Below are 15,025 nucleotides of genomic sequence, written 5' to 3'. Positions count from 1 at the left end.
TAAAACCAGACTCACCAAGAACTCATGTACTTGTACTCTTAAGCTAACGGATACGAGAGCATCATGACAACAGGCTACCGCATCGCCACGTTTACGATTGCTGCAAATGAATTCGCCCCCATCGGACTGCTCTCGTCCATCGCCTCCGATATGGACCGAAGTCCTGCCACGGTGGGTCTCATCATGACGGCCTAATGCTTTGATCGGAGCAGGTAGCGCCCTGTTGTCTGCCGAAAGTATATTGAGTATTATTTATAGGTAGAATTAAATGAAGAAATGAGTTAATAATCACAAAAATCACTATCGACTTTCTTGCATATCGTGTTAATTTAAACCAGGAGGTTGCAGCTATGGACTTAAAGTTATCTGGAAAAAAAGCACTTATTGTAGGAGGAAGCCGTGGCATTGGTAAAGCGATTGCCCGCCAAATGGCTCTGGAAGGTGTAGACTGTACGATTTGTTCAAGAAACGAATCCTCGCTAAAAATCGCTGCAGAGGAATTGGCTCAGGAAACAAAAAGAAATATCTATCCGATTGTGGCAGATACCATGAATCCTGACTCTATCCTAAATTTAGTTGAAAATTCAGCTAAGGCGATGGGGAGTATTGATATTCTAATCAACAGCGGGGCCCGTGTTGGCGGTCAAGTGCCAGAGGATTTTTACAGCATTAAAGATGAACTTATTCTGAAAGATTTTGAAGAAAAGTATTTGGGCTATTTTCGCAGTATTCGTGCTGTAGCACCTTATATGATAAAAAATAATTGGGGACGTATCATTAATATAAGCGGTTTGGCTGCCAGAATAGGCGGCAATTATTTTAGTTCCGGTCCGCGTAATGCATCTGTTGTCCATTTAACAAAATCCTCATCATTGGAATTAGGGAAGCACGGAATTACCGTCAATGCGGTTTATCCAGGGATTGTAAGTACGGAAGCATTTAGAGAACGGGTTACTGATGAGGATGCTTTACGCCAGTTAGCGGCAATGAATACGCTCGGTCGCTTGATTACAGCGGAGGAAATTGCTAATGTCGTTACCTTCCTGGCTTCACCTTTGTCGGCATCGATTAGCGGCGATGTCATTTCGGTAACCGGCGGCATTGGAAATACCGTTTATTACTAAAAAGTTAGGACGATACTGTTAACTATAACGCAGATTATCAATAATAAAAAAAACGAGCCTCGCTAAAATCTGAGGTTCGTTTTTTTGTTTTTATCGTTGTGTGACTTGGCTTTGTGGCACTTTCACTAATAAAAGTAACTAAGAGGCATCTATTCGTCATTAATAATATCAAAAGTTAGTTGTGGAAAGTTACGATAATAAAGATTCAATGTTTTCTTACCGGGTTGAAAAGGATTTTTAAGTCGAAGAAATAACCTGATATAGAGTAAACTCGCGTTAAAACTGACTGAACTAAAGAGGAACTTTAGTGTAAGGGCTGCTTTTGCGCGGCTCCTTTTTTGGTTTATTGAACAAACGGGCAGGTTAATAAAACCTAAGAACGACAGTTTGTGGTAATATTTCTTGATGGAACGTACAACTCTCGGAGCTTAATTGACCACGATGAAACGTATATGAAAAAATAGGTCTTGTTTTCAAGGAGGTAAAACATGGATTACATATCACCGAAAGAAGCGATGTTAAAGGTGAAACGGTGGACTAAAGATACCATAGCGGCGGGTCGTCGTCATACCGTTGGGCTTAAATCTGACGGCACGGTGACGGCTGTGGGTGATAATAAATATGGCCAATGTGATGTAAGCGGCTGGCGCGATATTGTGGCGGTCGCGGCTGGTAATGTTCATATGGCGACGAACACGGGTAATGCTCATACAATCGGTCTTAAATCTGACAGTACTGTGGCGGCTGTGGGTTGGAATAAGTATGACCAATGCGATGTAAACGACTGGCGCGATATTGTAGCGGTTGCGGCGGGTTGGCGTCGTACTGTTGGGCTTAAATCGGATGGCACGGTGGTAGCAGTGGGCCGAAATAATGAAGGTGAATGCAATGTAAGCAGCTGGCATGATATTGTGGAGGTCGCGGCGGGTGACTGGCATACCATCGGTCTTAAATTGGACGGCACGGTGACGGCTGTGGGTAATAATCGGTATCGCCAATGCAATGTAAGCGGTTGGTTCGATATTATGGAGGTCGCGGCGGGTTATCTTCATACAATCGGTCTTAAATCGGACGGTACGGTGACGGCTGTGGGTTTAAATAAACATGACCAATGCGATGTAAGCGGCTGGCGCGGTATTGTGGCGATAGCGGTGGGTAGTAATCATACCATCGGCCTTAAATCGGACGGTACTGTGGCGGCTGTGGGTTGGAATGAGTATGGCCAATGTAATGTAAGTGATTGGCACGATATTGTGGCGATTGCGGCGGGTTGTGCCCATACCGTAGGGCTTAAATCGGACGGCACGGTGGTTGCTGTGGGTGATAATGAATATGGCCAATGCGATGTAAGCGGCTGGCGCGGCATCCAACTGCCCGGAAATTAGTTTCCATATTATAATAATAAAATACACAGCAACTTAGGAGATGAGAGCTCAATAAACAACACCACGAAGCTGCCGCAGATCGATCGGTGGCTTCGTTGCGTTAACGGCGAACGATAGCTGAATAAACCCACGAAGGCAGTCGGTCAGCACGATCGGCTTGTTGAACTAACAGGCAGTAGAGCGTGACGAGATTCTTTAACTTGTCGATTTCTTCTGAATCGGAAATTGTAGAAGGATTAATAAAAATTAACTATAATAATACTCTCTAATGACTGATAAGTAGAAATCTTGTAAAATGATTAGTCTACTGTAAATTCATTTAGAGGGAAGGACTGACAATATTGATGGACTATGGTGCAGATTTATTTAAAGGTACTGCCTGGTATTACTCTAGATACAGACCTATTTATCCTTCGTCACTATTGCGTTTCTTAGTAAACAAGTTTTCACTTAACGGTGAAGGTCGTTTGCTTGATTTAGGATGTGGAACAGGTCAATTAACTTTAAAATTTAATGATTGGTTCCAAGAAATTATAGGTGTAGATACTGAACCGGAGATGCTAAATGAAGCACTCCATTTGTCCAATGTTAACAGAGTTGATAACGCTTGCTGGTTACAAGGAAGGGCAGAAGAGCGTTCGAGTGATTGGGGTTCTTTTCGACTCATGTTAATAGCAAAAGCATTTCATTGGATGGATAGAGAATCGATTTTAGAAATCCTATATAACAGTTCTGATGATAATGGCGGTATTGCTATTATTGATTATAATAATGAGAAGTATGAACCATTACATTGGAAGCTTAAGGTAGCTGAAATAGTAAAAGTTTGGCTAGGTGATGAAAGAAGAGCTGGTAATAGTACATACACGCCTCCCAAAGAAAGATTCGAGGACACCATTACAAAATCTAGATTTAGGGATGTTGAAAGAAACGTTTTACCGAGTTATTCCTACAATTGGACAGTAGACACTATTCTCGGAAATTTGTATTCCACTTCATATGCCTCCAAACGTTTTTTTGGTGAGAATCTGGAGAAATTTGAAAATGATTTGAAATCTGCTTTATTGGATATTGATTCATCAGGAGTATTTACCGAAGAACTATCAGTATCAGTTATTACGGCTTTTAAATAACTAGGAATTATTTGGTCATTCAACTATCGGGAAACGTTTGTTCAATAAACGCACCAATGGGAGGCTGTCGGCATGATCGTTAGTGATGCCAAAGTTGAAACAATGGAGGAACAAAAATGATTAGAATGCAAAAAAAATCTGATACTGCAATTATCGTTGTTCACGAAATTTATGGAATCAATCAGCATATGAAACATGTTTGTCAATCATTATCTGAATATGACTTTGATGTCTTATGTCCGAATTTGTTAGAACGGGAGACGCTTTTTGATTATTCTCAAGACGAAGATGCTTATTCTAATTTTATGGAGAACGTAGCTTTTACAAATGCATTGGTCACAATTAAAAATTTGTTATCGGATATTAAGAATGAATATGAAAAAATATTTATCGTCGGATTCAGTGTAGGAGCAACCGTTGCTTGGCTATGTAGTGAAGAACAACTTGTTGATGGAATAATTGGGTATTATGGTTCTCGTATCAGAAATTATATGGAAATTTCACCTCAATGCCCTACATTGTTGTTCTTTCCGCAAGAAGAAAAATCATTTATTGTTGATGAGTTAATTTCGGCTTTAGATAACAAGAATAAAGTCGAGGTTCATAAATTTAACGGACAACATGGATTCAGTGACCCATTCTCTCCAAAATATAACGAAGAATTAGCTGAAAAGGCATTTAACCAAATGTTGATTTTCATTCGGAAACATTTAGAAGTTTTGAACGGAAACCGATAGTTAAAGAAAAACTGCCTTAGAAGGTTTTTTTTCGGTCGAAAATCAACAATAAACGAAAACAGAGCCTTCATTCAAGTAACGGGCAGCATAGTTAAATTAATCTGTAAATGAAGTTTAAAAGAAATGATTGCATTCTATTATGTATAATAAAAGGAGATAGATAAACAGCGTCAGTCTAGGACGTTTCTCGTCCTTGGCTGGCGCTGTTTCCATTTTTGGGTCAGTCTTGATCAATCGTAAAATATTCCATAGGTATCATAAATTAATACATACAGACATTCCCATGAACTCTTTATAATGGTAATTGTAAGCGTTTCTGAATGGGCAAAAGTTGCGTCAACATAAGTTCTTTGCGTAAAAATGGTTGGCAAGAGGGAGGCTGTTACTTACTTCGTGTCCAAAGGGTTCATTTTACAAGAATAAAGGAGGATTTCAGTTGTTCGATCAGATGCTTAAGCAAAAAATTCTAAAAAGGGCATTAAATTCAGTTTTTTTGTATTCGCTTTCATTTGTAATTTCGTTTATTTTACTGGCAGTAATTCCAGCAACGACGGTTCGCGCTGCGCCGGGAGACGATTTAGGAATATTGGACATCAAAGTGAACAAGCCGGTCAACGCTGTAGTTGATCTCCATCAATCAACCATCCAAATTTCATTGCCCTACGGCACCTTATACCAAATGTTGAATATCACAACCAACCCAGGCGCTAATGCGACGCTTTATAGAAGCAACGGTACAACGGCAATCTCTTTTGCCTCAAGCGGCATTAACAAGGGCGATGCCAAAATAGACCAATTATCCGCAAGCGGAACTACGTTGTATTATTTGGCCGTTACCGACAAGATGAACAGCAGTGCCAGCCGGAAATATACGGTTAAGGTTACTGTAGAAAAAGCTTTTCCAGCGAATATGGGCCCGGTGGGACCAAATGATCGTTATTTGCCGCTCAACATACGGGCTGGCGAATATGCATGGGATGTTATGGGCACCTCGAAAATAGGCAATGGGAGTACAACGGGTTCGATAGAAGGACCGGGCACCCCCTCGTCTTACAGCGGGAAACAATGGTCGGAATCCGTTTATGATCGTTCCGGAGACTACCCGGTGGCAGGGACTGTGAACGAATCATGGCTGGGAGACAACATGTATTTGCAAACGATCGGCAAAAGTAATGCGAACGCGCTTACGAAGTACGGAATTGTCAATGTGCCGGGCACCGATAAGCTGAGCTCCGACATTTTGCGTTATCACGAATTTTTGCCTTTCGTTACCTCGAACGGTGTGAGCCGGGATGACGGTGACCGCGGTGCGGTCAACAGCGACCGTCAAAGACTGGAAATTAAGAGCAACACCGGTGCTTCCAATATCGATGCCAATAGTGTGGGCGGAGATATTATGACCCACCACTGGAGGCTTATGCTTCCGTCGGAAACTTTAAGGTATCAGAAGGATGTAGGAGACAAGCATGCTGGCGATTTTATTGTTCCCCATAGGTTTTGGCACATCTTCCAGTTGAAAGAAGTGGCTGGCAACGCAGCCGGTCAACCGGTGACTACTCTTTCGCTGGTTTCAAGCGATGGCAAGGGCCAATTGGAATTCAGGAACAATCCCGATGGCCAATATGCGGACAGAATCAAACCGTTGTTTACGATTCCCTTCGATAAGGTCGTTGATCGCTGGCTCGATTATGAGGTAACGATTCTAACAGCCGATAAAGGTTATCTGTATGGCAAGCTTACCGATCTGGAAACCGGCGATGTGCTTTTCCAAGGGGGAATGACAGCCGAAACCTACAGACGCCCCGAAGTGGAAAATCCAGTTACCGGCAGACTCGAAAGAGGGGATCTTCCCGTTCAACCGGGTCAGCAAAACCGTTCTAAGTGGGGGCTCTACCGGGGGTTATACAATGGTGAGGGAGATGCGGCCTACGCGGATGAATTCCAATCGGCAACCATGTATCTGGCGGATGTGAGCTTAATCAAAAGGGACGAAGACAGCTATATTTTTCCTGATGACTGGGATCCCAGTGCACAACCTAAAGATGTCGTAGCATGGGATAGACTGAAGCAAATTACGGTTTCCAAGGGTACGGCGTTGGGTAGCTTAGGATTGCCTTCACAGCTTGATGTAACCCTGACTACGGGGAAAACGGAAAAGATGAACGTAACCTGGAGCACGACCGATTACACGCCCGATAGACTTGGCTTATATACGATTTATGGCGAATTGGATGGACCGGGGATTACGAATACCAAAAACATCAAGCCTTATGTTGAAGTTACCGTTACCGCTCCTTTTACGCTTTTCCCGGGTTCGACGGCAAGCTATACCGTCAATCCAGGCGGACCATCGATCGGTACGGCGGCTGGAGGTAGTACATCGACAGGGAACTATTTGCAGACGTCTTCGGCCCCCAAGGTCGGCGACTGGGTTGAGTTGAACATCGATGTTACTGAGGCTGCAAATTACGATATCCAATATGGCTACATGGCGAGCAATAATCGGGGAATCGCCCAGTTATATATCGATGGGGTGCCTCAAGGCTATCCGGTAGACGAGTACAATCCTGCTCAGAAGGTATCGGCGGCCGATATGGGAAATATGGCGCTCGATGCCGGCAGCCATAAATTCCGTTTTGTTGTAATCGGCAAAAATGCCGCCAGCTCCAATTATCATCTTACCTTTGATCATATCAAGCTGGTGCAGCGGGATGCAGCTCAGCCGATGACGGAGGCGCAAATCGCCCCTGCGCCGCGAAACGGCTGGCTAAACACAGATGCGTCCATCACGCTGTCGGTTTATGACGATCTTTCCGGCGTCGCGAGAACGGAGTATCGGTTGAAGGATCAAATGGAATGGATAGCGTATACCAGGCCGATCGATTTCAAACATGAAGGCGAATCTCGGTTGCAGTTCCGTTCCGTCGACGTTGCGGGGAACATCGAGCCGACGAAGGAGGTGACAATCCGCATCGACAAAACGAATCCGACCTATGTGCTGACGGCAAACGGAGAACCGCTTGTGGAGGGCACCATCTTCTCCGACGACCGTCCGATTGCGTTGCTCTTGAACGCGAACGATGCACAGTCGGGCATCGCGAGCCAGGAACTAGTCCTCGACGGAAAAAGGTTGGAAAACGGCGCTGCCCTTAATCTGGCCGGTAAGCTCGGCCTCCATACTTTGCATATCGTCATTACCGATCTGGCCGGTAATGCGACGGATGACTTTATCCGTTTTACAACGGCAGTTATCCCCGAAGGGTTGTCCAACTTAATCGACGGATATGCTACAGCCGGCGAATTAACCAATCCGTTAGTAAACCAGCTACGCAACAGTCTGGATCAGGCACTGCATCAATTGGACAAAGGCGATAAGTACAAAGCGGCGAAGCATATGCAGGATTTCCTGAAGCATCTGGATAACGAGCCGATGGCGGGTTATGTCTCCGATTCCGCGAAGTCTGTCCTCACTGCCGACGCAAATGCTCTGATCGCAGCATGGTTAGCGAAGTAAAATCAACGTAAAAAAACCGGATGCCTCGGCTGAGCCTCCGGTTTTTTTTATGCGGTTGCCGCCGGGAAACGGCAATCAGAAAACAAGCTCAACATGTATCAACGCAACAATTTGATCGGCAGGTACAGGCTTGCTAGCAAGGTAGTGTTCAAGATGCTTCTGGCTGGACAATGTTCGTCTTTGGGGTTCTAGCATTTTTACTCGGACTGGTGGGCTTGATCTTTCCCGAATTTCTTGCCTCCCGATCCTGACGACCGGGTGTGGCTCTCCTATAAACAGCGTCCAGCAAGATAGCGGCGAAGGCAATTAACAGCGCTTCCTAATAATTCCCAAAGGCATAGTTTTGTAGGGCACAAAACATTCAACTAACGCAGAACGATAGCAGAATAATAAAACAGGCTGCCTGCATATTGGGCAGCCTGTTCAAGTAACGGGCAGATTAATGGAATAATTAGGAAGGAAATCTGTGCAAGAAAGAGAATAAGATAGGTTTATTATTTAGTCTTAACTTTGGAGTAGCTTGTTTTTTGTTGGGTGACAAATATGTTTTGAAGTAACAAGTGACAAATTAAGTTTTGAAGTAAAATATGCGTTCACTCTATTGAGAGAACGGATACAAACGGGCAGAGCGTATGTGGAAGCCATTTATCGCACTCGCGCATAGTCTGGGACTCGAGGTCGTGGCCGAGGGCATGGAGACGGAGCAGCAGTATGCGTTTTTGGATGCTTTGGGCTGCGACCATATTCAAGGCTACTATTTCAACAGGCCGATGCTTGCGAAAGAAGCCGCTTCAAAACTGAAAGAATTGCATAACGGTAAGCCGCACGGTGTGAGACCTGACAGGTTGCGCGTCGAGCGGCTTTTTTCGATTGGTGCCGCATGCCGGAGGATCATGACGGGCGAAATTTTCAAAACGTTAATACAAAACATGAATGGTTCTTACAAACTGAAAATATAATTTAAAAATACACGAGGGGTGTGAAACAAAATTTCAGACAAATCGACATGGAAGTGCCCCGACATGATCCCAAAGAAGCAGGAGGAAAGCTACAGAATGAGACAGACGAACCGAATAATTCTCCATGTGCTGCTCAGCCTAAGCATGGTCTTTGCCATGCTGGTGCCGCTGCAGATGGTACAAGCTGTCGACAGCGACCCGTCGACTGCGCAAGTACTGGACACAAGGAGCATGGAAATTGCGCCGAACGTGACCTACAACTGGTACAGCATGAAGATGCCGAGAGGATTGGAAAAGGTCCACAGTGTGGAGTTCAGCCCGACCGATCCGAACTTGGAGCTGTTAGCAGGCACCAAGGGCGGAAAAGTATATGGGATGCAAGGGGTCACCGAAATGGCCAAATACTACGATAAACCCGGACAACGGGTAATTGCAGGCGTAAACGGCGATTTCTATGATTTGAGCGGCTACGGCTCCGGGGTCCCTGGCGGATTGTTCATGGGCGACGGCAGAATCCTCAATACGCCGGACTCTAACTACGCCGTCTTCCTTATGGACTACGACGGTACGACGCGTTATGTGCCTAACCCGAAGCTGACTCGAACGCTAACCATTAACGGAGCGACAAGCAACATCACGCATATTAACCGCTACCGCGGAAATGATCAGCTGATCCTATACACGTTCGACTACGCCGACACGACAAAGACGAACGAGTTCGGTGATGAAGTGGTGCTCGATGTGCTCGAGGGGGAAGCGAAGAGCGGCCAAACGATGAGGCTCAAGGTCTCGGAAGTGCGGAAGGATGCAGGCAATACTCCTCTTGCAGCTGGCAAAGTTGTGTTGTCGGCAAGCGGAACGGCAAGACCTGTTCTTGCTGGGCTTAAAGCCGGTGACGAGATAACGGCGAGCTTCAACTTCCCGGCAGGGTTCGAGAACGTGAAAGTCGCCATGAGCGGGTACCAACTGATGCAGAACGGCACCGTATTGAACAACGTCCCGCCTGCAGGCATTCACCCGCGCACGGCGATCGGCTCGAAAGCCGACGGGACCGTAGTGATGATCGAGATCGACGGACGACAGCCAGGCTTCAGCGAAGGGGTGGAGACGTCCGAGCTCGGTGATATCATGAAGAACATGGGTATCGTGAATGCGATCAACCTCGACGGCGGCGGCTCCTCGACCTTCATCGCCAGATTGCCCGGCGAGTCGAAGTTTAAGCTGCTCAATACGCCTTCCGACGGAGGCGAGCGGCAAACCGGCAACTCACTGCTGCTCGTGAACAAAGCATCAGAGGGGGCGGCGGCCAAGCTGGTCGTGCAGCCGCAGCTGGAGCGCGTGCTGGCCGGCACGAAGCTGCCTTTGAAGACGGCGGCGGTAGATGCCGCAGGTCATCCTGCCGCCATGCCGGCGGGGACGCTCAGCTGGTCCGTCGATCCGGAATACGGAAGCATCGACGAGGCGGGTGTGTTCACCGCAGGTACGAAGGCCGGCATGGCTGCGATCCAGGTGACTGGCGGTGGCTTAACCGGTACAGGCACTGTGGAGGTTGTCACGGAGCTGACGGAGTTGAAGTTTCCAGATGTGGAAAAGGCGGTAGATACCGCAGCCTCCGTACCTTTGAAGGTACAGACGCTTCGCAACGGACAGCAGATTATGGCTGAGAATCGCCTGCTCGAATGGAGAGTGGAGGGCGACATCGGCACGATCGATGCGAACGGAGTGCTTAAGGCGACAAGCGAGAGTGGCAAGAGCGGCAAAATTTTCGTCAAATACGGATCGGTAGAAACCTCTATGAATGTAAACGTCGGCACACCGCCGGTCATATTGGAGGATTTCGAAGGGGGTCTAAGTAAATATTTGACGACGGCGGGAGCCAGCTACAATAAAGCGGTAGCCAGCATCACCAACGAAGATGAATTTGTGCGCTTCGGGACGAAGGCGCTGAAGCTGGAATATGATTTTACAGGGAAGCCGAGCACTTCAGGGGTGTACTTGCAGTCGACGAATGCATCGAACTACATTGACATCCCGGGCTATCCGAAGAAAATCAGCATGTGGGTGTACGGCGACGGCAGCGGCTACTGGCTGCGATCGCAGCTGCGTGCGAAGGACGGCACCGCGAGCGGTACGCCGATTAACTTCACAGACGATGTGACTGGAGTCAACTGGAAAGGCTGGAAATATGTCGAGGCGGACGTGCCGGCCGGATTAACTCCGGGGCTGAAGCTGGACATGCCGGTTCGTCTAATGGCTACAGCCGCTAAGGTAAAAGGTGCAGGCGCCATCTATGTCGATAACATCCGAGCGCTTTACGGACCATCGACTGACGACATCGAACCTCCTATTATCAAGAATCTAGAGCCCGTCGAGGGCAGCACCATCACCACGAACCTTCCGAACATTCGGGCGATCGCCGAGGATGCCGGGTACGATCGAACGCAGCATCCAGGTACGACGCTGATTGATCCGGAGAAGATTGCATTCTTCATCGACAACAATCCGGTGACGCATACGCTGTATCCTCCTGAAGGACGGATTTCGCACAAGGTTGACGTACCGTTGGTGGACGGCTTGCATAAGGCAAAGATACAGGTTCGCGACCTGTTCGGAAATCGTACGGAGAAGGAATGGACCTTCAACGTTAATACCGGCTCAGCCAAATTTCAATACAGCGCACCTGCGGTTACGAACGCCGGAGGCACGTATTCGGTGGACATCAAAGGCGGCAATGTAGGGCTGATCGGAGGAGGCGAACTGAATTTCAAGCTCGATCCGGCTAAGGTGGAGGCGCTGCAGTTCATTCCCGGCGGCAAGCTGAGCGAGGGTCAGGCGCAAGCGTCGGTGGACTCGGTTGCGGGTACGGCCAAAATTACGTTTGCAGGGCTGAATAGCGTCACGCTGGCGGATTCCGATGTGCTCGGCAGCCTGCAATTCCGTGTGAAGTCGGATGCAGTAGGCAAGCATATGATTCAGTTCCAATCGGGCACCATCAAGCTGGCGTCGGATCCGAGCCGCGCTTGGCCATTCTTCGGACTTCCGCTAGAGGCGGATATTCAATACGGCCTGCAGGTCGGGTGGGATGAATTCGGTGTCGTGCAAGGTCATCCGACGAATTTTACGGTAACGGGTGAGTCCGGGGCGGCGTCCTCCGGGGCCAAGCTGCTGGTAGACGGGGTGGAGCAAGGTACCGCTGACGGCGCGGGTAAGCTGACGCTGTCCGACCTGACCGGGGCGCTGAAGACGTACAAAATCCAAGCGGTGAAGGATTCCGTCTACAGCCCAGTGATGACGCTGACGGTATCGAAGCTGTTCGGCACGACGACGCCGTACAACGTGAATGTGAGCATGGGCGCCGATCCGAAACGCGAGCGCGGTTTTACATGGCATACGCATCCGAGCATAGAGGGCACAGTACTGGAGCTGGCGAAGAAGGACGGGTTCACCGGCTTTGATCAGACAGGGGTTACGAAGGTGGAGGGCGATAGCTCGCTGTTCGTCACGTATGATATCGGTACCGTACGCGTGCATAAAGCGATGGTCAATGGTCTTGAGCCGGGAACAACGTATGTGTACCGGGTCGGCAATGGCAGCGGCGGCCAAGTTAGCGGCCAAGGCACGTTCACGACGGCGCCGGAAAGCGGCGATCATCTGAAGTTTGTGTTCTTCGGCGACTCTCAGGCGTCGGACAGCGCGGGCTACGACAAGTGGGCGGCTACGGTGAACAAAGCGGTGGCGGAGCATCCGGATGTGGATTTCCTAGCTCATGCCGGTGACATGGTCGACTCGGGTCACTTGGAAGCGCAATGGAACATGTTCTTTGACAAGGTCAAGGATCCGCTGATGAAGACGACATTGGTGTCCGTGCTCGGCAACCATGAGGTTACGGGAACGAAGGGCATCAGCGATTTTATGCAGCATTTCAATCAGCCGGGGAACGGGTTGGATACGCTCAAGGGGACTCATTTTTCCTTCGATTATAAGGATGCGCACGTTGTTGTTCTGAACAGCGAATACCAATATGCGGAGCAAAAAACATGGCTGCGTCAAGATCTCGCGGCGACGAAACAAAAGTGGAAGATCGTCCTGTTCCACCGCGGTCCATACGGCAGCATCTATGATACGGTGGAAACACGCGAGCAGTGGACGCCGGTGTTCGATGAGTTTAAGGTGGACTTAGTGTTGAACGGACACGATCACATATATTTGCGCAGTTACATGAAGAACAACCAGCCGGTAGCTGCCGGGGAGGGTACGGCTTATGTGACGGCGGGTTCGACGGGTCCAAAGTTTTACGATTTGGTGCCGAAGCCTTGGACGCAATTCACCGACGGTGAGCAGACGCAAATGTACGTTACGGTGGAGACGGCCGGCGATGAAATGTCGGTTGTGACGAAAACGGTCGGCGGCCGTGAGGTGGATCGGTTTACCGTGTCTTCGAAGGCAGCCGATACCGCTCAGTCCGTCGTGATTAATAAGCCGGAGGTTCAGCTTCCGTTCGGCGGCTCCGTCAAGCTGGAAGCGACGGTACTACCGGAGACGGCCCAGGACCGCTCGGTGACGTGGTCGGTGTACAACTCGACGGCTCCAAATGTCGTTGAGGTGACAAATGATGGGGTCGTCCATGCGGTTGGGTTAGGTACTGCCGTCGTGCGGGCAACCAGTGTGAACGCAGATGTGTACGCGGACAGCGTGGTAATGGTGCTGGATGAGACGGCTCCGGTCACTACAGCCGAATTACCTCCGGCCAATGCCAACGGATGGTATCATTCGGATGTAAAGTTGACCTTAAATGCGTCGGATCCATTATCCGGTATCGATAAAGTTCAATATCGGATCAATGGCGGCCAATGGCAAACCTATGATGGCGCCATAGACGTTTCAACTGAAGGAACGAATACAATTGAGTATCAAAGCAAGGACAAAGCAGGAAACATGGAAGAGCTACAGAGTGAAGTCGTGAAAGTAGATAAAACAGCACCGGAAATGCAAATGAATCAGAATAAAAACGAGCTGTGGCCGGCAAATCATAAAATGATGACCGTAACGGCCGGAACTTACGGCGTAATAGATCCGATTTCCGGCATTCAGTCCATTGTTTTAAAATCCATCACCTCTAACGAACCGGATGATGGTCTTGGAGACGGAGACACCTCGCAAGATATTCAAAATGCGGACTTTGACACACCGGATTATGTGTTCGATTTGAGGGCTGAGCGATCCGGAAACGGAGAAGGACGGGTATACACCATTACTTACGTCGCTACGGATTATGCAGGTAACGTGAAAACAGTAACATTGACGGTAACCGTTCCGAAGAACCGATAACAAGAATGATCTGATAAATAATGGCTCCCGATCTAATGGTGGGGGCCATTTATCGTTGTACTTTTACGATATTGGAGCTGATGCCAGCCATTTATGATGGGGTGTTGTTACGAAAACAGCAACTTTGCTTGAACGAGATTCAACTGTGACTTCTTTATTGCGGTTTCCCGAACAATATATATGATGATTGGGAGCGCACGAAAACAATAAATTTCAGAGCATTAGTAATAGTTTCTTCCTTCCGGCTTTGATAACCAAGTATATACCTCTTATTTTCCCGAAACCATGCTCGATTATGAAAAATTAAAAAAACAAACGTGGTTTCAGGAATATCAAGACAGTGATGCCAAATATCAATCGAATACCAATGACCCCAATCCTCAATCCTTATATAACTAAAGTCTTGAAGTAACAAACAAAGACTTGAAGTAAAGTAGGCGTTCACTCTATTGGGTGAACGCTTATTATAACTTCTTATGTAGAAGAGTCCTTAATTGTATGGAAGCAAGTCAGTCCAACCCGGGGGATGATTAAACGGGCAGTTTAATGCTAAAATTTGTTGTTTTATTGGAACTATATGGTATTATATATGAGGAACATTCGTTCCCTTCCTTGGAGTTACGGAATAGTGTAAATCTAACATATGTTCACTGTCATTGTTATTAGGAGGTATGAGTTTATTGGATAACACATCGATACTGATTGAGTTTCACTTGAAGAAACATAAAGCTGTCCTATAAATGATCATTATTAAAGATTGATTGTTAAGCTCTAAACATTCCTGTAAGGACTAAGATTTGGACTTTGTCAAAAAAGGAGCGCCTCGGTATGATGGGTTTGTGCAC

General features: G+C 47.5%; 7 protein-coding genes. All 7 read left to right on the top strand.

Features of this window, described 5'->3' with window-relative positions; genetic code table 11:
* The first annotated feature begins 350 nt into the window (after positions 1-350).
* The 7 genes from GC098_RS27495 (at position 351) to GC098_RS27465 (ending at position 14,180) form a co-directional block, all read left to right on the top strand.
* Complete coding sequence (locus tag GC098_RS27495; protein ID WP_171646392.1) at positions 351-1,124, top strand: SDR family NAD(P)-dependent oxidoreductase; 774 nt, start codon at positions 351-353, stop codon at positions 1,122-1,124.
* A gap of 488 nt (positions 1,125-1,612) precedes the next feature.
* The gene (locus tag GC098_RS27490) at positions 1,613-2,509 is read left to right on the top strand and encodes an RCC1 domain-containing protein (protein WP_171646391.1); all 897 of its coding nucleotides are present in this window, start codon (positions 1,613-1,615) and stop codon (positions 2,507-2,509) included.
* A 344-nt stretch (positions 2,510-2,853) separates the two neighbouring features.
* Positions 2,854-3,642 carry a class I SAM-dependent methyltransferase gene (locus GC098_RS27485; RefSeq protein WP_246359012.1) on the top strand — a complete coding sequence of 263 codons (789 nt, stop codon included), beginning with the start codon at positions 2,854-2,856 and terminating at the stop codon, positions 3,640-3,642.
* A gap of 116 nt (positions 3,643-3,758) precedes the next feature.
* Entirely contained in the window at positions 3,759-4,379 is a 621-nt protein-coding gene (locus GC098_RS27480) for a dienelactone hydrolase family protein (protein WP_171646389.1), read from the top strand.
* A gap of 436 nt (positions 4,380-4,815) precedes the next feature.
* A complete protein-coding gene (locus GC098_RS27475) occupies positions 4,816-7,893 on the top strand; it encodes an FIMAH domain-containing protein (protein WP_171646388.1) in 3,078 nt (1,025 codons plus the stop codon).
* 632 nt (positions 7,894-8,525) lie between these two features.
* The gene (locus GC098_RS41320) at positions 8,526-8,852 is read left to right on the top strand and encodes an EAL domain-containing protein (RefSeq protein WP_171646387.1); all 327 of its coding nucleotides are present in this window, start codon (positions 8,526-8,528) and stop codon (positions 8,850-8,852) included.
* Positions 8,853-9,122: 270 nt separating this feature from the next.
* A complete protein-coding gene (locus GC098_RS27465) occupies positions 9,123-14,180 on the top strand; it encodes a phosphodiester glycosidase family protein (RefSeq protein WP_171646386.1) in 5,058 nt (1,685 codons plus the stop codon).
* Positions 14,181-15,025 lie beyond the last annotated feature (845 nt).

The sequence above is a fragment of the Paenibacillus phytorum genome (assembly GCF_013141715.1).
GTDB lineage: Bacteria > Bacillota > Bacilli > Paenibacillales > NBRC-103111 > Paenibacillus_E > Paenibacillus_E phytorum.
This window is presented reverse-complemented; position numbering and strand designations above follow the sequence as displayed.

Coding starts and splice junctions, on each gene's coding strand:
- GC098_RS27495 (WP_171646392.1), top strand. CDS start 351: ATGGACTTAAAGTTATCTGGAAAAAAAGCACTTATTGTAGGAGGAAGC.
- GC098_RS27490 (WP_171646391.1), top strand. CDS start 1,613: ATGGATTACATATCACCGAAAGAAGCGATGTTAAAGGTGAAACGGTGG.
- GC098_RS27485 (WP_246359012.1), top strand. CDS start 2,854: ATGGACTATGGTGCAGATTTATTTAAAGGTACTGCCTGGTATTACTCT.
- GC098_RS27480 (WP_171646389.1), top strand. CDS start 3,759: ATGATTAGAATGCAAAAAAAATCTGATACTGCAATTATCGTTGTTCAC.
- GC098_RS41320 (WP_171646387.1), top strand. CDS start 8,526: ATGTGGAAGCCATTTATCGCACTCGCGCATAGTCTGGGACTCGAGGTC.
- GC098_RS27465 (WP_171646386.1), top strand. CDS start 9,123: ATGAAGATGCCGAGAGGATTGGAAAAGGTCCACAGTGTGGAGTTCAGC.